General features: G+C 60.5%; 25 protein-coding genes. 14 read left to right on the top strand and 11 right to left on the bottom strand.

What is annotated here, in order from left to right; genetic code table 11:
• Positions 1–43 precede the first annotated feature (43 nt).
• From B5527_RS29005 to B5527_RS28980, 6 genes are all read right to left on the bottom strand, one after another.
• On the bottom strand, positions 44–739 hold the full coding sequence (locus B5527_RS29005; protein ID WP_338065134.1) for an ABC transporter ATP-binding protein: 696 nt from the start codon (positions 737–739) through the stop codon (positions 44–46).
• 19 nt (positions 740–758) lie between these two features.
• Positions 759–1,514, bottom strand: a complete 756-nt coding sequence (locus tag B5527_RS29000) for an ABC transporter ATP-binding protein (RefSeq protein WP_079604561.1) — start codon at positions 1,512–1,514, stop codon at positions 759–761.
• A complete protein-coding gene (locus tag B5527_RS28995) occupies positions 1,511–2,437 on the bottom strand; it encodes a branched-chain amino acid ABC transporter permease (RefSeq protein WP_079604560.1) in 927 nt (308 codons plus the stop codon). The genes B5527_RS29000 and B5527_RS28995 overlap by 4 nt, the downstream gene beginning before the upstream one ends.
• Positions 2,434–3,300, bottom strand: a complete 867-nt coding sequence (locus tag B5527_RS28990) for a branched-chain amino acid ABC transporter permease (RefSeq protein ID WP_079604559.1) — start codon at positions 3,298–3,300, stop codon at positions 2,434–2,436. The genes B5527_RS28995 and B5527_RS28990 overlap by 4 nt, the downstream gene beginning before the upstream one ends.
• 60 nt (positions 3,301–3,360) lie before the next feature.
• Positions 3,361–4,605, bottom strand: coding sequence for an ABC transporter substrate-binding protein (locus B5527_RS28985; RefSeq protein WP_079604558.1), 1,245 nt, complete (start codon positions 4,603–4,605; stop codon positions 3,361–3,363).
• A 246-nt stretch (positions 4,606–4,851) separates the two neighbouring features.
• Positions 4,852–5,784, bottom strand: coding sequence for an NAD(P)-dependent oxidoreductase (locus tag B5527_RS28980; RefSeq protein WP_276329358.1), 933 nt, complete (start codon positions 5,782–5,784; stop codon positions 4,852–4,854).
• A gap of 123 nt (positions 5,785–5,907) precedes the next feature.
• Here B5527_RS28980 and B5527_RS28975 point away from each other — a divergent pair, with 123 nt between their 5' ends.
• Genes B5527_RS28975 through B5527_RS28960 form a run of 4 tightly spaced genes read left to right on the top strand, consistent with a single transcriptional unit; the run spans position 5,908 to position 8,912 of the window.
• Entirely contained in the window at positions 5,908–6,405 is a 498-nt protein-coding gene (locus tag B5527_RS28975) for a VOC family protein (RefSeq protein ID WP_079604556.1), read from the top strand.
• Between the two features lie 15 nt (positions 6,406–6,420).
• Positions 6,421–7,650: an acyl-CoA dehydrogenase family protein gene (locus B5527_RS28970; RefSeq protein WP_079604555.1), complete on the top strand. Its 1,230-nt coding sequence runs from the start codon at positions 6,421–6,423 to the stop codon at positions 7,648–7,650.
• Positions 7,651–7,659: 9 nt separating this feature from the next.
• The gene (locus tag B5527_RS28965) at positions 7,660–8,229 is read left to right on the top strand and encodes a flavin reductase family protein (protein WP_079604554.1); all 570 of its coding nucleotides are present in this window, start codon (positions 7,660–7,662) and stop codon (positions 8,227–8,229) included.
• Positions 8,226–8,912, top strand: coding sequence for a TetR/AcrR family transcriptional regulator (locus tag B5527_RS28960; RefSeq protein WP_079604553.1), 687 nt, complete (start codon positions 8,226–8,228; stop codon positions 8,910–8,912). The genes B5527_RS28965 and B5527_RS28960 overlap by 4 nt, the downstream gene beginning before the upstream one ends.
• A 6-nt stretch (positions 8,913–8,918) precedes the next feature.
• On the opposite strand, the gene B5527_RS28955 is transcribed toward B5527_RS28960, so the two are convergent.
• Genes B5527_RS28955 through B5527_RS28945 form a run of 3 tightly spaced genes read right to left on the bottom strand, consistent with a single transcriptional unit; the run spans position 8,919 to position 11,940 of the window.
• Positions 8,919–9,908: a Gfo/Idh/MocA family protein gene (locus tag B5527_RS28955; RefSeq protein WP_079604552.1), complete on the bottom strand. Its 990-nt coding sequence runs from the start codon at positions 9,906–9,908 to the stop codon at positions 8,919–8,921.
• 20 nt (positions 9,909–9,928) lie between these two features.
• Positions 9,929–10,804, bottom strand: coding sequence for a polysaccharide deacetylase family protein (locus tag B5527_RS28950; protein ID WP_079604551.1), 876 nt, complete (start codon positions 10,802–10,804; stop codon positions 9,929–9,931).
• 29 nt (positions 10,805–10,833) lie between these two features.
• Entirely contained in the window at positions 10,834–11,940 is a 1,107-nt protein-coding gene (locus B5527_RS28945) for an LLM class flavin-dependent oxidoreductase (protein ID WP_079604550.1), read from the bottom strand.
• Positions 11,941–12,122: 182 nt separating this feature from the next.
• Here B5527_RS28945 and B5527_RS28940 point away from each other — a divergent pair, with 182 nt between their 5' ends.
• From B5527_RS28940 to B5527_RS47190, 9 genes are all read left to right on the top strand, one after another.
• Positions 12,123–13,004 (top strand): FAD binding domain-containing protein, encoded by an 882-nt coding sequence (locus B5527_RS28940; RefSeq protein ID WP_079604549.1) that lies wholly within the window; start codon positions 12,123–12,125, stop codon positions 13,002–13,004.
• On the top strand, positions 13,001–13,486 hold the full coding sequence (locus B5527_RS28935) for a (2Fe-2S)-binding protein (RefSeq protein WP_079604548.1): 486 nt from the start codon (positions 13,001–13,003) through the stop codon (positions 13,484–13,486). Before B5527_RS28940 ends, B5527_RS28935 begins: the two co-directional genes overlap by 4 nt.
• A complete protein-coding gene (locus B5527_RS28930; RefSeq protein ID WP_079604547.1) occupies positions 13,483–15,876 on the top strand; it encodes a xanthine dehydrogenase family protein molybdopterin-binding subunit in 2,394 nt (797 codons plus the stop codon). Before B5527_RS28935 ends, B5527_RS28930 begins: the two co-directional genes overlap by 4 nt.
• A gap of 117 nt (positions 15,877–15,993) precedes the next feature.
• Complete coding sequence (locus tag B5527_RS28925) at positions 15,994–17,238, top strand: amino acid ABC transporter substrate-binding protein (RefSeq protein WP_079604546.1); 1,245 nt, start codon at positions 15,994–15,996, stop codon at positions 17,236–17,238.
• A 153-nt stretch (positions 17,239–17,391) separates the two neighbouring features.
• Entirely contained in the window at positions 17,392–18,273 is an 882-nt protein-coding gene (locus B5527_RS28920; RefSeq protein ID WP_079604545.1) for a branched-chain amino acid ABC transporter permease, read from the top strand.
• Positions 18,270–19,229 (top strand): branched-chain amino acid ABC transporter permease, encoded by a 960-nt coding sequence (locus B5527_RS28915; protein WP_079604544.1) that lies wholly within the window; start codon positions 18,270–18,272, stop codon positions 19,227–19,229. The genes B5527_RS28920 and B5527_RS28915 overlap by 4 nt, the downstream gene beginning before the upstream one ends.
• A complete protein-coding gene (locus B5527_RS28910; protein ID WP_079604543.1) occupies positions 19,226–19,972 on the top strand; it encodes an ABC transporter ATP-binding protein in 747 nt (248 codons plus the stop codon). The genes B5527_RS28915 and B5527_RS28910 overlap by 4 nt, the downstream gene beginning before the upstream one ends.
• Positions 19,962–20,699, top strand: coding sequence for an ABC transporter ATP-binding protein (locus tag B5527_RS28905; protein ID WP_079604542.1), 738 nt, complete (start codon positions 19,962–19,964; stop codon positions 20,697–20,699). Before B5527_RS28910 ends, B5527_RS28905 begins: the two co-directional genes overlap by 11 nt.
• Positions 20,700–20,837: 138 nt before the next feature.
• Positions 20,838–20,969, top strand: coding sequence for a hypothetical protein (locus B5527_RS47190; RefSeq protein WP_276329283.1), 132 nt, complete (start codon positions 20,838–20,840; stop codon positions 20,967–20,969).
• A 12-nt stretch (positions 20,970–20,981) separates the two neighbouring features.
• On the opposite strand, the gene B5527_RS28900 is transcribed toward B5527_RS47190, so the two are convergent.
• Entirely contained in the window at positions 20,982–22,136 is a 1,155-nt protein-coding gene (locus B5527_RS28900) for a zinc-dependent alcohol dehydrogenase (RefSeq protein WP_079604541.1), read from the bottom strand.
• A 73-nt stretch (positions 22,137–22,209) separates the two neighbouring features.
• Positions 22,210–23,121 carry an NAD(P)-dependent oxidoreductase gene (locus B5527_RS28895; protein ID WP_079604540.1) on the bottom strand — a complete coding sequence of 304 codons (912 nt, stop codon included), beginning with the start codon at positions 23,119–23,121 and terminating at the stop codon, positions 22,210–22,212.
• A 185-nt stretch (positions 23,122–23,306) separates the two neighbouring features.
• On the opposite strand from B5527_RS28895, the gene B5527_RS28890 reads away from it, so the two are divergent.
• Positions 23,307–24,293 carry an ABC transporter substrate-binding protein gene (locus tag B5527_RS28890; RefSeq protein WP_079607584.1) on the top strand — a complete coding sequence of 329 codons (987 nt, stop codon included), beginning with the start codon at positions 23,307–23,309 and terminating at the stop codon, positions 24,291–24,293.
• The last annotated feature ends 11 nt before the right edge of the window (positions 24,294–24,304 follow it).

Here is a 24,304-nt window from a genome sequence, read left to right as displayed (position 1 = left end):
CCGCTAAGCTTCGAAGGAAGATGGGCTTTCTCAGCTTGTTCATCTAATGAGCATGAAAGACGCCGAGATTCTGCGCAATCAACTCCTCGTTATTTTGAATGTCGCCGGCATTCCCGGCGAACACGCAGCGTCCGGTGTTAAGGATGACCGCCTGATCGGCCACCTCGAGCGCCAGCTGAAGATTTTGTTCGACCAGAACGATGGACTGTCCTTCCTCTTTCAGGCGCCGGATGGTGCGGCCGACCTCCGCCACCAACAGCGGCGCAAGCCCTTCCGATGGCTCGTCGAGCAGGAGCACCCGTGGATTGCCCATCAGGGCGCGCCCGATGGCCAGCATCTGCAGTTCGCCGCCCGATAGTGTGCCCGCAAATTGCGCATGGCGCTCGCGTAGTCGCGGAAACATAGTGTAGATCCGCTCGATGTTCCATGGTTTGGCGGCGGAGCTCTCGCGCTGCTGCGCCACGATGAGGTTTTCCCGAACGGTCAGAGACGGAAAGATGCGACGGCCTTGAGGTACGAGGCCGATGCCGAGGTGCGAGATACGTTCCGGGCTGAGCCCCTCGATTGCCTCTCCAAACAGCCGGATTTCTCCGTCCCGGGGTTTCAGAAAACCGATAATGGTCGAGATGCAGGTGGTCTTTCCCGCGCCGTTGCGTCCCAGCAGTGCCAGCACGCCGCCAGGCTGCAATGCGAAGCTGACGCCGTGCAAGATATGGCTGTCGCCATAAAATGCGTGCACATTTGTCAAACTAAGTGCGTCAGACGCCAAGATATACCTCACGCGTTCGCTCGTCCGCGATCACAGCGTCACGCTCGCCATCGACGATAACACGGCCGTAGTTCAGCAATGTCACGGTTTCTGCCAGGTCAAGTGCGGTATCCATATCATGTTCGATCATGATGACCGTGGTCTCCCGCGGGATCGACGCGATCAGCGACTTCACCTGGGACCGCTCGGAGTTGGAAAGACCGGCCAGGGGCTCGTCAAGCAGTAGTACCCGCGGCTTTTGCGCAAGCGCCATGGCAAGCTCCACGCGGCGCTTTTCGCCATAGGCAATTTCGGACACCGGATAAGCGGCCAGGTGCAACAGTCCGACTGCGTCTAGGATCCGGCACGCTTCGGTTGCGAGATCGCCGTAAAACGACAACGGCCGCCACATCTGCCAGCGCGAAGGCCGCAAGCCGAGCAGGCCGAGCGTCACATTGTGTTCGAGCGTATCGCCAGTGAACAGCGTAATGATCTGGTAAGTTCGCGATAGTCCAAAATGGGCGCGTTGGTAGGGCGCGAACCGCGTAACATCCGTGCCGAACAACTTGATCTGTCCCGAATTCGGCCGCATGTCGCCGCTGATCTGATTGAACAGGGTGGTCTTGCCGGCGCCATTCGGACCGATGATCAGGCGGCGTTCGCCCGGCCGTATTGCGAGAGATACGCTCTGCGTTACGACAAGGCCGCCGAACGCTTTCTTTAGATCGATGGCCTCCAGTGCATAGTCGGGTGGGGTCGGGGTCATCGCGTTCCCCTGCGCAGCAATTTGCCGAGGCCAGGCACAATTCCGGTCGGCATTACCAGAACGATGAACAGGAACACCAGGCCCAACAGCATGTTCCAGCGTTCGATATAGGCCGAGGCGTAATTCTTCAACAGCAACACCAGCGCGGCACCGACCACCGGGCCGCCAAGGGTTCCCGAGCCGCCGGCAATGACGCCGAGGAGTGCCTCTGCCGAGCTGGTGGTGGAAAGCGAAGTCGGATGGATATATTTATTGTAATAGACGTAGAGCAATCCGGATACGCCGCCCCAGAAGCCGGCATAGGTGAACGTGATCCACCGGATCATCCAGGGATTGAAGCCCAGCGCAGCCATCCGGCGCGGCTGGTCGCGGACCCCCTTCAAGGACGATCCGAACGAGGACGACACGAAAACGGTCATCATCAGGAAGGCGATCGACGCGACAACCAGCGCGAACCAATAGAACGATGCGGCGCTGTCGAGCGAGATTCCGAACGGCATTGGCCGGGTCAACCCGGCGATTCCATTATCGCCGTTGGTCACACCCGACATGCGGTAGGCGAGTCCCCACAGAACTTGCGACAAGGCCAGTGTGATCATGAGAAAGCCCAGGCCCGTAGCGCGGAGCGCGATGACGCCGAAGCAGCCCGCCATCGCGGTTGTGCCCGCGATTGACAGCAGCGAGGCTGGACCATGTCCGAATCCGTATCGGCTCGTCAGCAGCGCCGAAATATAGGCGGCGACACCCAGATACGACGCATGTCCAAGCGACGTCATCGCGCCATAGCCGACCAGCAGATTCAGGCTGAGTGCGAAGATCGAAGCGATCAGGATCTGGCTCGCCAGATTGACATAGAAATCGCCTGCGAAGGCCGGCAGCAGAACAAGCAATACACCAGGCACGATCGCACCGATCCACTTCATCTGCCGGCGCGCCCAAACAAGCCATGCGGCCGGAACGCGATGACGAAAATCATCGGCAAAAACAGGATGATGTAGGCCAACTCCGGAAACAGCGCGGTGCCGAACGTGTAAATGAACCCGATGATGAAGCTGCCGATGAAGGCTCCGAGCAGGCTTCCGATGCCTCCCAGGATGACGACAATCAGCGCCAGCGGCAGCATGTCGCCATCAAGTCCGGGATAAGCGGACAGGATCGGTCCGCCCAGCACGCCCCCGGCGCCGGCGATGCCCGCGCCCAGACAAAACACGATCGTAAACAGATTCGAAACGGGGATTCCGACTGCGCGCGCCATCTGCCGGTCATCGACGCCGGCGCGGATCATCGCTCCCAGCCGCGTCTGCTCCATCAGGAAATACAGTCCGATCGCCGCACCAATGGCGCATCCCACCAATACCAGCCGATAGGTCGGAAACACGAATCCAAACACCCGGGTCGGCGCCTGCAGGCTTTGCGGCGTCGGCACTGGAATCGAATCGCCGCCCCACAGCATCAGGCACGCATCGGAAATGATGAAGGACATGCCGAGCGTCACCAGCACCTGCCCGAGCGGGTTGGTCTGCAATCTGGTCAGCACCAGTCGCTCGAAAAGGCCGCCGATCGCCGCGACGGCAATTCCGGCGCCCAGCGCCGTCACCCAGATATTCAAACCGCTGTAGGAGCGCAGCGCCGTTGCCCCGAAATAGGTGCCCAGCATGAAGAAGGCACCGTGCGTCAGGTTCGCCAGCCGCATCAGGCCGAAGATCAGCGAAAATCCCGACGAGAGCAGAAACAACAGACCGCCAAGCGAGAGGCTGTTGAGACCCTGGATGATCCAAAACTGCATCGTCTGCCGATCTAGCCCGGAGAGTTGCGTGTTCGTCGGCCTGTTACGAAGGCAGAAGTATTACTCTAGGTTTTTTGCCGGCGGATAATCACGCGAGTAGACCGGATTCTTCAGAAATGCCGTCTTGTCGTAGGTCCAGAACTGGCTGACATCCGGATACGTCTTGATGACGGAGTTAACCAGCCGTCCGTCTTTTCTCGTTACCTTGCGGATATAGACGTCACCGGTGGCATTGCCGAATTCGTCGAACTTGACGAGACCGCGCACCGTCTCGGCATTGCTGCCGCGGATCGCCGTCATCAGCGCTTTCTTGTCCTCCGCGTTGCCTTTCGTGGTCTTCAGCGCGGCCTCGAGGACTTCGCCCGAAACATAGGTGCCTGCGGCATAATAGCCGGGATCATATTTGAACTGCTTTCGGAATGCCGGCGCGAAGACCTTGTTGAGCGGGTTGTCCAGTTCGGCGGAATACCAACTGGTAGTCAAAATCCCCAGCGCCTCGTCACCCATATTGCGAAGCACGGATTCATCGAGCGCGGTCATGCCGCCGATCACGGCCATCTTGTCCTTCAGACCATATTCGATGAATTGCCGAAGGAAGCGGAAGCCGTTCGAGCCGGCGGTGCCTAGGAAGATCGCATCCGCGCTCTTCACCTGGGCGACATAGCTGCCGTAGTCGGGTGTCGCCAGAGGCGTGAAGATCTTTTGAACGATCTTGCCGCCATTGTCCTCGAACACGCGCTGGAAGCCGGCGCACATTTCATGGCCATAGGCAAAGTCGTCGGCGATCGTAACGATCTTCTTGTACTTCAATTCCTTGGCGGAATAATCGGCGAGCGGATAGGCGCATTGCGCCGACGTTGAGGTCAGGCGGACGAACCAGGGGCTCGGATGCCGCTGCGTCATGTCCTCCGCGGCTGCGACGCCCAGGGTGGGTATTTCCTTTTCGGTGAGATAGTCGGCGATCGCCAGCGCCTCGAAGGCCGCGAGCGGCCCGATGATGCAATGGATATTGTTCTTTTCGACCAGTTCCTGAGCTTTGGTGCGCGCGGTGGCGGGAACGCCCGCCGTGTCCGCGACGATCAATTCGACCTTGCGGCCCGCGAGCGTGTTGTCACGCTCCTTCAGGAACATCGCCAAGGCAAGTTCCATATCGATGCCGCCGGAGGCCAGCGGTCCGGTTTTGGCCGCCAGTAAGCCGACACGGACCGGTCCACTGTTCTGGGCAAAGACGAGATTCGGTGCCGCCATGGTGGCGATACCCGCGCCGGCAACGCTTGAGACAAATTGTCGTCGTGATATCGACATTGGATCCTCCCCGAAGCCCCACACTGAATTCTTGTTCTTATTTGATTGAGCGATTTATCGGACGGAAGTCATAAATGATCAAGTGATAACCACGCCATCGACTTGGCACGCTGACTATTTGGCAGTCCCCGATGGTTGGATCGGCTTTAAATCCCTGCTGCTTTGATGCAGTGCGGTATGGCGACCGCGCCCTCCAATTTCCTCACCGTCATCATCCCGCAGTCAGGCAAATTGCAATGAAGACCGCTACTTCCGATTCCGAGCGCCGGATTTTGGGGGTGCGACGATGGTTTTCTTCAACACCTCAAAGACTGCCGCTGTGTCCTGATCGCCCAGACCCATCGCCATCGCTTCGGTGTAGACCGGCTGGGTCAGCGTAAAGAGCGGCGTTGCGCAGCCAACGTCATCGGCGAATTCGGCAATGATCGCCATATCCTTCTTCCAGGTCGACACTTTCATGGTCGCCGGCTCATAGACGCCTTCGACCATCATCGGCGCGCGCATCTGAAACATTCGTGAACCGCCGGCGCCGGGGCCCACCATATCGACGACCAGTTTCGGATCGAGCCCGGCGCGTTCCGCCAGGATCATGGCCTCCGCAGTGGCGACGTTGTGGATCGCTACCAGATGGTTGGCGACGAATTTCATCCGGCTGCCGTTACCGAAGGCCCCGAGATCGGCGCTTTGCTTGGCAAAGTCGGAAAACAGCTCTGCACACCGGGCGATAGAAGCGCTGTCGCCGCTGGCATAGACCACGAGATCCCGGTTCTTGGCCTGCGCGCCAGTTCCGCTCAGGGGGCAGTCCAGCGCAATATGGCCTGCCTTCTTCAGAATATCCTCGAAGCGAAGCTTGTCAGCGAGGGTAAGCGTAGAGAGTTCGACCACAATCCGCGGCGGTTGGCCGGAATAGGCGATCGCCTGCGCGACATCCTCGACCGCCGCGGGATTGGGGAGGCTGGTCATGATGATCGGCGCTTCGCGCGCGACCTGACCCACGTCACCGGCGATGGTGACGTTGGCGCCCGCCAGTTCGGTTCGTCGTGTGGCATCCGTATCGAAACCGACCACGCGCCATCCGCGATCAACGAGATTGCGGGCAATCGCGCCTCCCATAATGCCAAGTCCGACGATTCCAACGGTCCTGTCCATGAGAGTTCGCTCCTGTCCATTTAATTCGATTGACGGCCAACGCCACCCGCGCCTTAATAGTTAGTGATCAGGCGATAAACAATCATCAAGCGGTATCGGCTGGTCAAGCAGGTTCGTGACAACGCGACGCATATTGCTTCTAGGGAGGCGAGGATGAAGGTTACCGGCTTCAATCACCTGTCGATCGGCACGAAGAATCTCGCAGAGTCGGTGAAATTCTACGAGACCGTGTTGGGCATGCAGACCATCCCCAGCTACAATTTCGGCTTCAAGACCAAATATCTCCGCTGCGGCGATCTGCAATTGCACATCTTCGAACTGGAAGATCAGGTTCCGGTCTACCAGCACTTTGCGGTGGATGTGGACGATTTCCACGCCGCCTACGATGCCGCGAAGGCGATGGGCGCGCTCGACTCAACCGCATTTCGTAACCCGGTGAACGAGCTTCCGGATGGCTGTGTTCAGATGTATTTGCGCGACCCTGCGGGTAATCTGATCGAGATCGACTGGCCGGATGTCGAGACGCTGGATCGCGCACGCATTCCCGAAATGAAGCTGCTGACCGAGTTTGCCGAACAAAACGAGGAGGGATTGGCTGCCTCCCTGTATCTCGATCGGCCGCATCTCAAGACCGCACGAGGGGCGAGATAGCGAGGACGGTGCGAAATGGCAGGTAATGGCCGGAAAACAAGCCCAAGCCCGACGGGACAGGATGCGAACGAGCGCGCATATGCCGCCATGATTGATCGCGCCAAAGCTCTCATTCCACAACTGCGCGAACGCGCTGCGCGGACTGAGGAGTTGCGGCGTCTGCCGCCGGAGACCGAACGCGATCTGCATGACGCCGGTCTGTTCAGGATCGTGCAGCCGAAGCGAGTTGGTGGCTACGAACTCGATTATGTCGCGCTGGTCGACTGCGCCGACGTGATCGGGCAGGCGGACGCCTCGGTTGCCTGGAATTTTGCTAATCTCGCCAGCCACCACTGGATGCTGGGCATGTTTGACAAGCGCGCTCAGGATCTGGTCTGGAACAAGGACGTCAATGCCCTGATTGCGTCCTCGTTCATTTTTCCAGCTGGCCGCGCCCGGAAAGTCGACGGTGGATATGTGCTGCGAGGCAGTTGGCCCTTCTCGTCGGGGGTGGATTCCAGTGAATGGAATATGCTGGCCAGCGTTGTTTCGTCCGATGACGAAGCTGATGGGATCGAATACCGCATCTTTTTGCTCAACAAATGCGACTACAAAATCCTCGACACCTGGAACGCGACGGGATTGAGGGGAACGGGGTCGAACGACGTCGAAGTAAAGGACGCCTTTGTTGCCGAGGCGATGACGCTTGCGGTGAGCGATCTCGACGGCGGCCCGACACCGGGAAGCGCCGTCAATCCGAATCCGCTTTATGCGCTGCCGGTGTTCTCGTTGTTTCCTTATGTGCTTTCCGGCGTTGCCCTGGGCAATGCGCAGGCCTGTCTGGACGACTATGTCGATATCGCGCGGCATCGTGCATCGACCTACAACCGCGCCAAGATCGGTGACCTCCAAAGTACGCAGATCAAGATTGCCGAGGCTTCCGCGAAAATCGATGCGGCCCGTCTGATCATGCGTTCGACATGCATCGGCGCGATGGCCGACGCAAGGCGCGGCCATGTGCCGGATATAACCGAGAAGACCAGATCGCGGCGCGACGGAGCTTATTCCGTCAATCTATGCACGGAAGCCGTGTCGCTGTTGTTCTCGGCCAGTGGCGCGCGGGGATTGTTCACATCCGGCGTGTTGCAGCGGCAGTTTCGTGACGCCCACGCGATCAATTCGCACATCGCGTTCAATTTCGATGCAGCGGGCACCAATTACGGGCGTGTCGCGCTTGGCCTGCCATCCGAAAACCTGACACTCTGAGGCCGCCGGATGACTGAGGCGCCAAAGCATCCGACCCAGCCTGATCCTGCCAACGAGCTGGCCAGCGATCATTCGCCGATCGACCCGCGGGATTTTCGCAATGCGCTGGGTACTTACGCCACGGGTGTCACCATCATCACGGCCACCGGGGCTGACGGAAAGCCTTATGGGCTGACTTGCAATTCGTTCGCCTCGGTATCGCTGAACCCGCCGCTTGTGCTGTGGAGTTTGGGGATGTTTTCGCAGGCACTGAACGTTTTCCAGAACGCCAGTCATTTTGCGGTCAACGTCCTCGGCGCGTCGCAGCAGGCGCTTGCGACCAAATTTGCAAAATCCTCGGAAGAAAAATTCGCCGGCGTCGAATGGACGCCGGGCTTGGGCAACGTGCCTGTTCTCGCCGACAGCGTTGCCAGTTTTCAATGCCGCGCCGCCAACCGATATTATGGCGGCGACCACGTCATTTTCCTGGGAGCGGTCGAAGCCTATTCGTACAACCGGCGGGAGCCGTTGCTTTTTGCACGCGGCGGTTACGGCCGGTTCCTCGGTGCCGACGACGTTTCAGTGACGCCCAAGCCATGAACAAGAAAGCATCGCCCAAGCGTGTGCGCGTCAAGCAGAAGCGGCTGTCGCCCGACAACCGCCGCAAGGAGTTCGTCGCCAAGGCGACTGAATTTTTCTCGGAAGAAGGATTTGGCGGCGGGACACGCGATTTGGCGCGGCGGCTCGGCGTCACCCAGCCGTTGCTGTACCGCTATTTTCCAAGCAAGGACGATCTGATCAAGGAGGTGTATCGCACGGTTTATCTCGAACCGCTCGACACCGGCTGGGAGAAGCTGCTGGCTGACCGCTCCCGGCCGATCCGAGATCGGCTGCAGGAATTCTATAACGCGTACACCAAGGTGATCTTCACCCGCAAATGGCTTCGTATCTATCTCTACTCGGGTTTGAAGGGGCTCGATATCAATCGGTGGTATGTCGGCGTGGTGCGGGACAAGATTCTGTCGCGCATCATCAGGGAGTGCCGCCATGAAGCGGGGCTGCCGCCGCAAACCAGGCCGACCGCTTCCGAGCTTGAGATGGCCTGGGTGTTTCACAGCGGAATCTTCTATTACGGAGTTCGCAAGTACATCTACGAATCCCCTGTGCTGGAGGACAAGGAACAGATGATCCGCGACGCGCTGGATGCTTTCCTGGCGGGTTTCGAGCGAGTTTTTGGAGCCGAAGAGAGTGCCCGGCGGCCGCCGGTAAAGGCGGTTGGATAAGCGGCCTCAGATGATCTCGATCGCTCCGCTCTTTACCGATCTCTGGATCGCCTCGAAGCTTCGGACGTTCGCCAGCATTTCATCAAAGGCGACCGGGTAGGGCGCCTGGCCGAGCGCGGCGCGGCCAAACGCCTCGAGATTGTCGCGCACCGCCGGATGAGGTGGATAGAAGGTCGTCGCGGGCGGCTGGTCCCGGTGCACGCAGGTCACATCCCATCCGGTCGAATTCTCGGGGTGGCTGCGGTCGCGGATTTCCATCCAGCCTTTCGATCCGAGCAGCGCGAGCCGTCCCATGAAGGGTGTTGCCAGCACGGCGCCCAGCATGGCGGTCGCGCCGTTTTCAAAGCCGATCGTGATCGACAGCGTATCGCCGTTCTCGAAATCGCTGCCCAATCGCGCCAGCCGGGCCCAGACGCTTGTTGGCCGGCCGAGCAGCGCAATCGAAAGATCCACCATGTGAATGCCGGTGGCCGAAAGCGGACCAACCGGATTTAGCGTATTCGACAATCGCCAATTGTCGCTCGGCAATTTCAGGAATTTGTCCTGGCTGAAATTGCCTTCCAGTAGCAACGGATTGCCGAATTCGCCTGAAGCAAATCGCTTCCGCATTTCGATGACGGCGGGTTCAAACCGGCGTTCGTGCCCGATGCCGAGCTGAACACCCGCTTTCCTGACGGCAGCGATCGCGGCTTCCGCGTCGGCCGCCGTCGTACACAAGGGCTTTTCGCAGAACACGTGACGCTTCGACCGCGCCGCCGCGGCAATCTGCTGCGCATGATGCTCCTGCGGCGTGCACAGGATAACGGCCTCGACCTTGGAATTCGCCAGCGCATCCTCAAACCGGGACGCCGTCCCGATACCGAGTGCCGATGCCGAAGCGCGCGCCTGATTGAGGGGATCGACAGCCAATACGGGCGCGATGACAGTGCTGTTCAAAAGGTTCTTGAGGATGGTTTTCCCCCACCATCCCAGACCGACCACGGCGGCTTTGATCATGCGCGGCTTCCGCCTTCCGATTATGATTTCGACATTTCAGTTCGATACCAGTCGCCGATCTCGCTCGCCGTCATCAGCGCAACGCTGTCGTGGCCGATGACATAGTCGAGCAACGCTTCCAGATATTTGATCCGATGCGGGACGCCGGTGATGTAAGGATGAATCGATATCGCCATGATCCGGGCGTTGGTTGCGCCCTCAAGGTACAATCGATCGAACTGGTCGGTGCAGCGTTTCAGAAACTGCTCGGAAGGCAGATGCTGCAGCGCGTGGACGACGATGTCGTTGGTCTCGACCGAGTAGGGAATCGTTGTAATGGTGCCGTGAGGCGTCGCGATATCCTGCGGAAGATCGTCGATCACCCAATCGGCCACGTATTCGATGCCGTTAAGGCGCAGGAGATCGAGGGTTTCGTCAGTTTCAGTCAGACCAGGGCTTTCCCACGACCTCGGCTGTTTGCCGGTGAATTTGGCGATGGTTTCGACGGCCCGCCTGATCGCATCCGCCTGGTTGTCCAGCCTGTGCATCGGGCCTTGCATGAAGCCGTGGCCCATGAACTCGAAGCCGGCTTCTAGCGCGGCCGAAGCGACGCGAGGGTAGGAATTGCACACGTTGGCATTCAAGGCCAGGGTCACCGGCATGTTGCGGTCGGTAAGCGCCTTGAACTGGCGCCAGAAGCCGGCGCGCATTCCGTATTCGTGCCAGGACCAATTCGGCACATCCGGCAACAGCGGCTGTCCCATCGGTGGGCTCAGCACGGTTCGTGGCATCGCATTCTCGATCCGCCACTCCTCGACGTTGAGGATGACCCATACCGCAAGCTTCTTGCCTCCGGGCAATCTGAGTTTCGGGCGGTCGACCTGCGCTTGATAGGGGATGCGATCGGAAAGAACCACGGCGCGCCTTTCGGAAATGGGCTTGCGGACTATTCCGCGGCGTTGGACTGTTTGGAGGTACCTGCGCTGACGCGGGGCATGACCTTTTCGGCCATCAGAATCATGGACTGCCGTCCAAGCTCACGATCCTTCCAATCTTTGCCGGCATATAACAGCGTGCCGAATTTGCCGACCTCGTCCTGGAAAGCCAGCAACTGATCTGCAACGCTGTCCGGCGTTCCATAGATGATCAGCTTGTCGCAAATCATTTCCAGCGTCACTTCATCGTCCGGCTGGTCGCGGCGCGTCTTGAACAACTCGATGCGGCCATTCTTCTTCAATTTGGTGAACAGCGAACGATAGTAATAGACGTAAGGGCCGTCCGGATCGGTTGCGTAGGCCTTCGCCGTCGCGGCGTCCTTGGCCACAAACAGGCTCTTGGCGACGCGCCAGTTTCCGGGATTGGCGGGACGGCCGCCGCGCTCGCAGCCCTCGACATATTTCGGCCAGTGGCTTTTCACCCAGGCCGGCATCAGGAAATTGGCCGAAATCGGATCCCAGCCGCGCGCTGCAGCCTCGGTGACACCCTTCGAGAACGGCGCGACGGCGGTCACGACGATCGGCGGATGGGGCCGCTGCAAAGGCCGCGCAATGAATCCCTGGCCGATGTCCTTGATCAGGGTTTTTTGCGTCGAGATGTTCCAGTATTTTCCTTCGAAATTGTAAGGCGGTTCGCCAGCCCAGATATCCAGAACCTGATTGATCGATTCAAGAAACATCTCGTTGCGGTTGGCGTCCAGATTGCCGAACAGTTCCGCGTCCGACAGCAGTCCGCCGGGGCTGATCCCGAAAATCAAACGTCCGTCGAGCATGTGATCGAGCATCGCCATGCTGGCCGCGATCGTGGCGGGATGGGTGTTCGGCATGTTGATCGTGCCGGTTCCGAGCTTGATCTGCTTGGTAGCGGCTGCGACCCAGGCGAGGAACGCGATGCAGGAAGTAATGTTCTCGGCCTTGTCGGTGACGTGTTCGCCGACATAGGCTTCGGTAAGCCCCAGTTCGTCGGCGAGCAGGAAGGCTTCCCGGTCTTCGTTCAGGGACCGCCGCCAATCCTTGTCGAGTGGATGGATCGGCATCGTAAAGAAACCCAGATTCATCGCGTGTCCTCCGTGGGCCGATTTATCGAGCGCCAAACGGTGCGTCGTTCAAGACGATATCACAAGTCCGAAAGTCGAATCTCCCCGAAATAATCGTTCGATAAACAAACTTGACCTTTGGTGGTTGCCGCCGTCTAATCCTCGTAAAAAATACGTCAAATCCGGTCGGGGAGGTCACATCGATGAAAGCCTCGGCTTTCAGCTACGCTCGCGCAACCAGCGTTGGGAACGCGTTGGAATTGCTCGTCGCGCACGGGGACAAGGCCAAGGTGCTTTCGGGCGGTCAGAGCCTGATGCCCGCGATGAATCTGCGCCTGATCTCTCCGGAACTGATCGTCGATATCGGTGAGATATCCGAGCTGCGGGGTATCGCGGTGAGTGGCGGAGTTCTTACTATCGGCGCGCTGACCCGGCACGTTGACCTCGCGAACTCATCCGAAATCGCCGCGCACGCGCCATTGCTGACGGAAGCGATTGCCCATGTCGCGCATCCGGCGATCCGCAACCGGGGAACCCTCGGCGGCAGCCTCGCGCATGCCGACCCCGCGTCCGAGTTGCCGGCGTGCATGGTGGCGTTGAACGCGACAATTATCGTGCGCGGTCAGACCGGCGAACGACGCATTGCGGCTGGGGATTTCTTCAAGGGAATTTACGAGACCGACCTGTCGGCTCACGAATTATTGGTTGCTGTGGAACTGCCGGTCGTGAAAAAAAATGCCGTGCACTTCTTCCACGAATTCGCGCGGCGGCACGGCGACTACGCCATTGCCGGCCTGGCGGCACAGGCGATCGTGGAAGGCGAAGCTTTTGGCGATCTTCGGCTTGTCTTTTTCGCCGTCGGCGATAGGCCGGTCTTAGCTAAGGCCGCCGCAAGATTGGTCAAGACCACCATCACGCCCGAGTTGTTAACGCAGGCCTCGACCGCATTAGGTCAAGAGCTCGATCCCCAGGACGATCAGCAGGCCTCTTCGAACATGCGCCGGCATCTGGCGAAAGTGCTGCTGGCGCGTTGCGTCGGCGCGCTTCTAGGCCGGCCGGATCTCGCCGCCGGGGGAACTGCGTGACGGCCGCCATACCAATCTCGCTTGAGGTCAACGGAGAGCGCGTTGAAGCGGCTGTTCTGCCGCGGCTCAACCTGGCGGATTTCCTGCGCGAGCAGCTGCATCTCACGGGGACGCATGTCGGTTGCGAGCATGGGGTTTGCGGCGCCTGCACGGTGCGGCTGAATGGTGTGATTGTTCGTTCCTGCCTGATGCTGGCGGTACAGACGCACGGCGCATCGGTCGAAACCATCGAGGGATTGTCCGATAGCGGCGAGGTCGCCGATCTGCAGGCCGCCTTTCGCGACCGCAATGCGTTGCAGTGCGGCTATTGCACGCCGGGAATGTTGATGGCCGCGCAGGATTTGTTGAAACAACAGGTTGAGCCGGATCGTGAGCGGATACGCGAGCATCTTTCCGGCAATTACTGCCGCTGCACCGGCTACCAGGCCATTGTCGATGCGGTCGAGATCACCGCGCGGGCGCGCATGGGGCGCGTGCCATGACCGTCGCATCGGCAAATCCCGAAATCCTCTCGGTGCTCGATCGGCCGAACTCCTATATCGGCAAAGTGGTTCCGCGGCCGAACCTTGAGCGATTGATGCAGGGGCGCGGGCTCTACGTCAGCGATATGGAATTGCCGCGCATGGCGCACGTGGCGTTCCTGCGTTCGCCCCACGCCCATGCGAAAATCATTGGCATCGATGCCGCCGCGGCGAAGCGGATGCCGGGCGTCATCGCCATCGTGACCGGCGAGCAACTCGCGGCCGTGATTACGCCGTGGGTCGGCGTGCTATCGCACCTGAAGGGCCTCAAATCCGCGCCGCAGCACGCGATCGCGATTGATCGGGCTTGCTGGCAGGGCGAAGCCGTCGCCGCCATTGTCGCGACAAGCCGCGCCGCGGCAGAGGACGCGGCGGAGTTGGTCGCGGTCGAATACGAAGAGCTGGATGCGGTGACGGACATGCGCACCGCACTTGATCCGGAAACCCCGGTCATTCATCCCGCGCTGGGCGACAACCTCGCTTTCGAGCGTAGTCTCGATGCGGGAGCGGTCGACGCCGCGTTTGCTTCCTCCGATGCGGTGGCGGAGGCCGACTTCATCTTTGGCCGGCCTACCGGCGTAACGCTGGAGCCGCGTGCTGTGGTAGCCGACTGGAACGCCGCCGAGGCGCGGCTGACGATCTACCAGGGCACGCAGGCGCCGCACATGGTGCAGAATATCGCGGCACTCCATCTCGGGCTTGAGGATTCACAGGTTCGGGTGGTCTGCAAGGACGTCGGTGGCTCCTTCGGTATCAAGGTCCACATCTATGCCGACGAAATGGCCGTCTATGCCCTGTCGAAGCTGTTGCGGCGGCCCATCAAATTCGTCGCCGACCGGGTCGAAAGCTTCAACACCGACATTCACGCCCGCGATCATCGCTGCAAGGGGCGGATCGGCGTCAAGCGCGACGGGACCATCACGGCGTTCGAGATCGACGATCTCACCGGCATCGGCCCTTTTTCGATGTATCCGCGCACAAGCGCCATCGAAGCCAACCAGGTCGTCAATCTCGTCGGCGGCCCCTACGCGACCAAAAACTATCGCGCGCGGGCCCGCGTCGTGTTCCAGAACAAGAACGTCATGTGCCAGTATCGCGCCGTCGGCCATCCGATCGCGTGCTCGGTAACGGAAGGCCTGGTCGATCTGGCGGCGTTGAAGATCGGGATGGATCCGGTGGAAATCCGCCGCCGTAACCTGATTGCCGATGATGGCTACCCTTGCGCCTCAGCCTCGGGCCTGAGGTTCGAAAAACTGTCGCATCACGGTGCGATGGATAAGCTTATGGAGATGATGGATTACGACACGCTGCGCGCCGAACAGGCGGCGTTGCGCAAACGGAACATTCATCGCGGCATCGGCATTGCCAGTTTCATCGAAGTCACCAATCCGAGTGCGGCATTTTACGGGGTCGGCGGCGCCCGGATCTCGTCGCAGGATGGGGTCGCGGTGCGGCTGGACGCCACCGGGTCGGTGATCTGCCAGACCAGCATTACCGAACAGGGGCAGGGCTCGGAATCCCTCACGGCGCAGATCGTCGGCAGCGTGCTGGGGGTCTCGATGGCGCGTGTGCGGGTCATTCTGGGCGATACCGACAATACCCCCTATGGCGGAGGCACCTGGGCCTCGCGCGGCGCCGGAATCGGCGGCGAGGCGGCACTGCAGGCGGCAAAGATTCTGCGCAGGAATATTCTGGATGTCGCGGCGGCGATCCTGCAATCCGCGCCTGCCGAACTCGACATCGTTGACAATGCGATCGTGAATGCCGGTGACGGGTCGCCGCGAATCGAACTGCGGGAGCTGGCGCGAATCGTCTATTTCCGCCCCGACACGCTGCCGCCGGGCATTCAGCCGGAACTGATGGCGACGCGGCACTTCGTGCCCCGCGAATATCCGTTCGCCTTCACCAACGGCGTTCAGGCCTCCTGGCTCGAGGTCGATACCGACACCGGCTTCGTTAAGCTGCTCCGGCATTGGGTAGTCGAGGACTGCGGCACGATCATCAATCCGCAGCTGGTCGACGAGCAAATCCGAGGTGGGGTGGTGCAGGGGCTCGGCGCGGCGCTGTTCGAAAAGTGCATCTACGATGAGCGCGGCCAACTGACCAACGCCAACATGGCCGATTATCTGGTTCCGATGTCCGGCGAGATGCCCGATATTGATGTCGGGCATGTCGTATCGCCAACGTCAGAGACGGAATTGGGGGCGAAGGGCGCCGGCGAGGCCGGCACGGCGGCCGCGGCCGCAGCCGTCGCCAATGCGGTAAATGATGCGCTGAAACCGTTCGGGGCGATAATTGCCGAGATTCCGTTGACGCCGCAGGTTATCCTGACGGCGCTGGGGCGAATCTGAACGAGGAAGCCGCCGACAAGACCAAAGTAATATATTCAAGGGGAGGAAGTATGTTGTGATGTCCGCTTTGTTCATCCAATATGCGATCAAAAAAAAGAGAGATAACGGGAGAATTCAATGAAACGCAGGACATTTCTCGGCGGAACGATCGCCGTCACCACGCTTGGGCTGACCTCAGGCGTTGGCGCTCAACAGTCGCCGATCAAAATCGGCATGAGCATGGCTCTAACCGGCGGTCTCGCGGGCGGCGGCAAGGCTTCGCTGCTTGGCATCGAGATCTGGCGGGACGATGTCAACGCCAGGGGTGGCCTGCTCGGCCGCAAGGTCGAACTTGTCGTCTATGACGACAAATCGAGCGCCTCAGAAACTCCGGCGATCTACTCGAAGCTGCTGGACGTCGACAAGGTCGATCTCCTGTTCGCGCCCTACGCAACCGTGCCAACGGCGCCGATCATGCCGCTCGTCAAGCAGCGCGGTATGGTGTTGATCGGCAATTTCTCGTTTCAGGTGAACAGCAAGGTCGGCCACGACATGTGGTTCAACAACGCCCCGTGGGGACCGCCGGACAGCTGGGCGGCATCGTTCCTCGAACTCGGTCAGCAGGCCGGTGGCAAGAACATGGCGCTTCTCGCAGCAGACCAGGAATTCGCCCAGAATCTGGCACTGACCGCGCGGGACGTCGCAAAGAGGCTCAACATGCCGATCCTCTTCGATCAGTCCTATCCGCCAAACACGGTGGAATTCTCCAGCATCATCCGCGCACTCAAGGCCTCCAAGCCTGACATCGTCTATGTCGCGTCCTATCCGCCGGATTCGGCCGGCATCTTGCGCGCCGTGAATGAGATCGGGGTTGGCGACAACGTCAAGATTTTCGGCGGTGGCATGGTCGGCCTGCAATTCGGCGCGGTCATGGAAAACCTTGGCTCGCTGCTCAACGGCGTCGTCAATTACAACTCATGGCTGCCGGAACAGAGCATGTATTTCGACGGGACCAAGGCGTTCTTCGAGACCTACGCGAAACGGGCCGTGGAAGCCAAGGTCGATCCGCTGGGCTATTATCTTGCGCCATTCGGTTACGCCAGCGGTCAACTCGTCGAGCAGGCCATCAAGGCGACGGGGTCGCTTGACCAGAAGAGCATCGCAAAATATCTGCGCGAGAACGAACACAAGACCATCGTTGGCCCGATCGCGTTTTCGGCAGACGGTGAGCGCAAGGAAACCGCGACGCTGCAAGCCCAGTTCCGCGGTATCGTGGACAAAAACATGGAGCAGTTCCGCAGCCCGGGCAAGCAAGTGATCCTGTTTCCGGCGAAATGGAAATCTGGCGATCTCGTCAGTCCCTTTGAGGTTGCCCGGAAGTAGATCTCACGTTTCTCTGGATCACGGTGCGGCTGATCATGATTCAGCCGCACCTGCGCCCCAAGGCGTGGGATGGGCAAGCCTTGCGGATAGAATTGTCGGACGTGTGCGAACCGGGGAAGCGGCGGCTCAAGAAAGGGTCAAGGGGGACCTCAATTGTTTTCATTTGACCTGCTGCTCGATGCGGTGGTGATCGGTGTGCTGCTCGGCTGCTTCTATGCCGCGGTAAGCCTTGGATTGTCGCTTTCCTTCGGCCTGCTCGACGTTCCCCACGTCGCCCATCCGGCCTTTCTGGTAATGGCGTCATACGGGGTGTTTTTTCTCAACGACCAGTTTGATATCGATCCGCTGCTGGCAGGGCTGTTGATTACGCCGCTGCTCTTCGTGTTCGGTCTTGTCGCTTACCGGCTTTATTACGAGACCTTCGAAAAACGCGGCAGCGATGCCGGCGTGCGCGGCATCGCGTTCTTCTTCGGCATCGCTTTCATCATCGAAGTGCTGCTCATCCTGCAATTCGGTGTGGACCAACGCTCGGTTACAGCGTCCTATATAGGCAAGTCCTGGCAGATCGGCGATATGAGGATTCCGTTCCGGCTGCTGGTCGCGTTCGCGGTGGCGGCTGCGCTGACGATCTTGCTGACGCTGTACCTGTCGCGAACATTCATGGGGCGCGCGATCCGCGCGGTCGCGCAGGACCAGGAGGCGCTGCGGCTGATGGGCGCCAACCCGGTCCGGATCAAGCAATGGGCGTTCGGCATTGCAACGGCCGTGCTCGGGATTGCCGGTGCGCTGCTTATCATCGTCGCTCCCGTCGATCCGACCCTCGACCGCTCCTATATCGGGCGGACATTCTGCGTCGTGGTCATGGCCGGGCTTGGCAGCATGAGCGGCACGCTGGTCGCCGCCATCATCCTTGGCGTCGCCGAAACGATCGTCCTGACTTTGTTTGGCGCCTCCTGGGCGCCAGCCATTTCGTTCGCGATGCTGCTCGGCATACTCGCCATCCGGCCGCAGGGTCTGTTCGGCAGGCGATCATGAGTCGTAACAGTCTCCTTTTCTGGATCGGAGCGACCCTCTTCCTCGTCGCCACCCTGGTGATGACGCAGGTGATCGGTAACGAATATCCGTTCTTTGCCTGCTACGTGATCCTGCAATTCATCGTACTTGCCGTTGCATGGAGCATCCTTGGTGGCTACGCCGGCTACGTGAATTTCGGCACCAGCGCCTTTTTCGGCATTGGGGTCTACACGGCCGTGTTTCTGTTCAAGGCGGCCGGTGCGCCACTCGCCGTGCAGATTGCGGTCGCGGCAGCCATCGGCGCATTCCTCGGCTTCGCCCTGGGCCTCCTGACCTTGCGCATGCAGGGCATCTTCTTCTCGATCGCGACGATTGCGCTGACGATCATCATCGAGACGACGGTGACGAATTGGCGTTTCGTCGGCGGCGCAGCCGGCATTCAGATGCAGCGGCCGCCGGTGATGGCCCCCTTCCACAGTTATGTGCAGATGCTGTTTGTCGTTCAGGCGTTGCTGGTGGTGCTGGCGATTGCGATCTCGCGCTACATTCAGAATTCATGGATGGGTCGCGGCTTGCAGGCGCTCAAGGACGACGAACTCGCTGCGGAATGCACGGGCGTGCCGACCTTACGGCTAAAGCTGCTGGCGTGCGTCATCTCCGGGGCGCTGATGTGCGCGGCCGGCGCCCCCGCCGCGATGTACCTGCAATACGCGGACCCCTCGTCCGCGTTCAATCTCAATTACTCCGTCACGGTGCTCGCGATGTCGCTGATCGGCGGGACGGCGCATTGGGCGGGCCCGGTCGTCGGCGCGATCCTGCTGGGCGCGACGCAACAATTGCTGACCGTTACCATCTCATCGGAAGTGAACGTGCTGGTGCTCGGCGTGATGTTGGTGTTGTTCGTGGTGGTGGCGCCAGAGGGCATCATCGGCCTGATCCGAAGGGTTCGCCGCAACCGCAAGGAGGGTGCAGGATGATGCCCGACGAAACCGAGGCGCCCTTGCTGCGGATATCAGCGCTTACCAAACGTTTCGGCGGCTTCACCGCGCTCGACAATGTCAGTGTCGACATTCGCCCGGGAGAGCGCTTCGGCCTGATCGGCCCGAACGGCTCGGGAAAGACAACGCTGATCAACTGTATTTCCGGCGCGTTCCGTACCGAGGCCGGCACCGTGGTGTTCCGTGACGAGGACATCACGCGGTTGCCGCCGCATTTGCGCACGCGCCGCGGCATTGCGCGCAGCTTCCAGATTCCGCGGCCGTTCAAAAGCATGACGGTCGCCGAAAACCTCATGGTGGCGCTCGACTTCGCGGCGGTCACCGATGAACACGTCTCGGCTGCGCAACGACGCGACACCATGATGTCGATCCTGACGCGGATGGGCCTCGCGTCAAAGGCCGACGTGTCGGCCACGAAGCTCAGCCAGGTGGAATTGCGCAAGATGGAACTCGCCCGCGCGATGGCGACGCACCCGAAATTCCTGATTTCCGACGAGGCCATGGCCGGCCTTTCCAGCTCGGAAGTCGACGAGGTGCTTGATCTCCTGATGAGCCTTGCGGATCAGGACATCACCATCATCATGATTGAGCACATCATGCAGGCGGTGATGCGTTTTTCGCAGCGCATGATGTGTCTCGACGCCGGAAGGATCATCGCGATCGGCACGCCGTCCGAAGTCATGGCTAACCAGCGCGTGCAGGAGGCCTACCTTGGCACTTAGCCTTGCCGTCAATGACCTCGATGCGGGCTATGGCGCCGTCAAGGCGCTGCGCGGTGTCACGCTCCATGTCGAGGCTGGCGAAACCGTCGCGTTGCTTGGCACCAACGGCAACGGCAAGAGCACGTTGATGAAGTGTGTCGCGGGCCTGGTTCGGCCACAGCGCGGAAGCGTGTCACTAACGATCGACGGCAAGGCGCACGATTTGACCAGACTGTCGACTGAGGCGATCGTCGATCTCGGCGTGGCGCTGGTTCCCGAGGGGCGACGGCTGTTTCCCAAGCTGACGGTGTTGGAAAATCTGATGCTCGGCGCCTTCCGCAAGGCCGCCCGGCGCAACATCGATCGCAACATGGCGCTCGCCTTCGAGACATTTCCGGCCCTCAAGGGGTTACAGGGCCAACTCGCCGGCACCATGTCAGGCGGACAGCAACAGATGCTGGCCATCGCGCGCGCGCTGATGTCGTCGCCGCGCCTCTTGTTGATCGACGAGCCTTCGGTAGGCCTGTCGCCGCTCCTGGTGTCGCAGACCATCGCCAAGATAGGCGAGCTCAATCAGCATCTCGGCCTGACGGTGCTGATGGCGGAGCAAAACTTCAATCAGGCGATCCGGATCGCTGATCGTGGTTACATCATCGTCCATGGTGAGATCGTTGTCGCGGCCGATTCGGTCGACGAATTGAGAGGCAACGACATCGTCAAGCGGCTCTATCTCGGCGGGATCGCATGATGGCCCGCTGAGGGTTTCGGCGCACTCCGTTACGGTCGGTGTGATCCAGGTGCCGCGTTCGATTGGCGGGACGCCGGGTCGGTTAACCGTTCCTGAAACGCTTCATTTGACTTCCACAGACCGGCTTTATGCGATTTATTGCGACAAAACCTCGCCAAGGATTGCCGGCTGGAATCGCTCAACAGCAACATCAGCAGGCAGTTCGGCCAGGTCCAGCTGGAAGGCTTTTCGATCAGCGGAACCATGAGCTTTCAGATCACGCTGAAATAGAGCAAGCCGCTGCTACTCCGCTGCCGCATTGGCCTGTATTCCCGCCTGCCGGGTGGTGACCACCACCTTGATGGCGTCCTCGACCCGATCCCGGGCGTACCGTAGCGCGGTGGGCAGATCGGCGAGCGGGAAAGTGTGGGTATGAATCTTCGTCGCGTCGAACCGCTTTTCCGCCATCAGCGCCATCGCACGGCGCGTGGCGCTGCGGCCTTCGCCACGAATGCCGTAGGCGTAAATATTGTTCTTCACGAGATGAGCGAGATCGGTCGTCACCGGCTCGTGAGGGAATGCCGCCAGACAGATCTTCCCGCCGCGATTGGCCATATGAATGGCCTGATTGATGGTGGCCTCGGTGCCGGCGCACTCGATCACATAATCCGCGCCGATCCCGCCGGTGAGCTGCTTGACGACGTCGACCGCATTTTCCTGGGCGATGTTGATGACGCGATCCGCGCCGAGCTCCTTGCCGATGGCGAGGCGACCGTTGCGCGTGCCCGTGAGAATGACCGGGCTTGCGCCCAGCGCTTTTGCAACGGCTACCGCGAGCAGCCCGATCGGTCCCGGTCCGATCACGACAACGCTTTCGCCAGCAACCAGCCCGCCCAATTCGGTCAGGCCGTACATGGCGGTCCCGGCGGTGACAACGAGGGTCGCTTCCGCATCGCTCATCGTGTCGGGTACCCGTGCCAGCGTGTTGATGTGGTTGATCGCGTATTCGGCGAAACCGCCATCGGTGGTGAAACCGTTGGCGCGATGCGCCTTGTCGGCGTCCCCATAGTTGAGGCACGAGGTGTACATGCCCTGGCGGCAGCGCTTGCACTGGCCGCAGCCGGCGTGGATTTCCACGCTGATTCGTTCGCCAATCTCGAACTCGTCGACGCCGGGTCCGAGTGCTGCAACCGTTCCCATATATTCATGGCCGGGCGTGAAATTCTTGTTGAAGGGCAGGCCGCCCAGAATGCTCGCCGGCGAGCCGCTGTGGATGACCTCGAGGTCGGTCGCGCAGATCGCCACGGCGTCGATGCGGACCAGGACTTCGGCGCGCCCCGGAACGGGCGTCGGCTTGTCGCGTAGCAAAAGCTGGTCAGGGTCGCCTAGAACCCAGGCTTTCATCCGTTCGGGGACAGGAATTTGGGGCGATGTTTTAACGCCTGATGGTTCGTACATTGGGCGGATCCTCCTGAGCTGAAAACCTTACCGCAAAACGTTGACCAGTGAAAATCTCCGTTTATCGGCTGCCTCATCCAATCTGGGCGGCTGAGAGCTTATAGATTTCCAGAGCGTCGGCATCAGCGCCACGTGCCGATTTGGCCAGTCTGAACAATTGCGCGGCCAGCGCCGACATCGGCACCGGGCTCGATGTGTCGCGGGCGACGTCGATCACCGTGTCGAGGTCCTTCAGCATCGTGGCGATATGGCCGAGCGGCGGCGCGTGAATGCCCTGCACCATGCGCGGCACGAACAATTGCAAGGGAATCGAATCGGCGAAACCGCCGGCCAGCGCCTCCGGCAGCCGCTTGGCGTCGATCCCGGCATTGACCGCCAGCCGCGTTGCTTCCGCCAGTACCGCCATGGCGCAGCCGACGATCACCTGATTGCAGAGTTTTGTGGTCTGGCCCGCGCCGATCGGACCCATATGCGTAAGCCTCCGCGCCATCGCCAGGACGTAGGGCCGCACCCTCTCGATATCGGCGGCGTCGCCGCCGGCCATGACCGCGAGCGTGCCTTGTTCGGCGCCCATGGTGCCGCCGGAAACCGGTGCATCGGTCCATCCCATGCCATTTTTTGCCTTCAGCCGCGCGGCAATCGAGCGGGCCGCATCGGGGTGGATCGACGAAAAGTCGACCACGAGTTTTCCGACGCCAGGGGCCATCGCCAGGCCGTCGGGGCCGAATACCACGGCCTCCACGGCGGCCGCATCGGTCAGGCACATGAAGATGATGTTGGCGGCGGCGGCAACCTCGTGCGGAGAACTTGCGGCCTTCGCACCCGCCTCGGCCAGCGCGGCGGCTTTGCCGGAAGACCGATTCCAGACCGTGACGTCGTGGCCGGCATTCAGGAGGCGCCGCGTCATGGGAAATCCCATCATTCCGAGCCCGAGATAGCCGAGTTTTTCCGCGTTTCGTCCGTCCACGCCGCCAGCCGCCGCCATTACCATTTTTCCCTTCTTAGCCGCCGTCGAGAGCTTGTCCGGCAGCGCCGCTTTACCACAGATCGCCGCCTCGCCGGGCGATTACAGGCAAGTGCCGGTGGCTTGCCTGAATGTTTGAACCATGAAAGGTTTAGCGCAAGCAATTTTGCGCTGGCACCTGCCGGCACCGGAAAAGTGGAGTGGGCATGATACGGATACCATCGAAATGGATTTTGGCGGCGGGGGCGTTGGTTTCAGTACTGGCCAGTGTGAACTCCTCGTATGCGCAACAGACGATCCACGTCGGCTGGACTATTCCGGCTGAGGAATCGAAATACTGGATGATGCGCCGGCCGGCGGAATTTCCAGATATCGGCAAGGCCTACAATATCGAATGGACGCAATTCCAGGGCACCGCGCCAATGACACAGGCGCTGGCCGCGGGCGCGCTGGACTGCGCGACCCAGGCGCCGCTGTCGCTGGCGAACGGCGTGGTAGGCGGAAACCTGAAGGCCTACATCGTGGCCCAGCACGTCTATGAAAAGCCCGGCGGTTTCTCGGTCTATTGGGCGGTCAAGGACGATTCGCCGATCAAGACCATCGCCGATCTCAAAGGCAAGACCGTCGGCATCTCCGTGATCGGCGGCGGCACCTATGGCCCGTTCGCGATGCTGCTGAAAAAGAACGGCGTCGACCCCGAGAAAGACATCAAGCTGGTCGAGGTCGGCTTTGCTGTCTCCGAGGACGCGCTGCGCCAGGGCCGCGTCGATGCCGTGAATATGAACCAGCCTTTCGCAGCACGGGCTGAGGCCAAGGGCGGCACCCGCAAGCTGTTTTCTCTGTCCGAGGAAATGCCGAACATCGTTCACATCCTCGAGGCCTGCCGCGCCGATTTCGTCGACAAAAATCCGGACCTGGTACGAGCCTATGTGCGTGACATTACCTCCGGCATGAAAAAGGCGCTGGCCAATCGTGAGGAAACGCTCAAGGTCGTCTCCGAAGTACTGAAGGCGCCGATACCGGTGCTGGATACCTATCTGCTGAAGGACAACGATTTCGGCAGGGATCCCGGCGCTGCGCCGAATTTCGACGCCATCCAGAAGATGCTCGACATCTACACCGCGACCGGAATGCTGCCGAAGATGGACGTCGCGCAGTTCAAGCATCCGACTATCGTCGCGCCGCTGCAGTAGGAGCACTTGTC

The sequence above is a fragment of the Bradyrhizobium erythrophlei genome (genome assembly GCF_900129425.1).
Lineage (GTDB): Bacteria > Pseudomonadota > Alphaproteobacteria > Rhizobiales > Xanthobacteraceae > Bradyrhizobium > Bradyrhizobium erythrophlei_C.
This window is presented reverse-complemented; position numbering and strand designations above follow the sequence as displayed.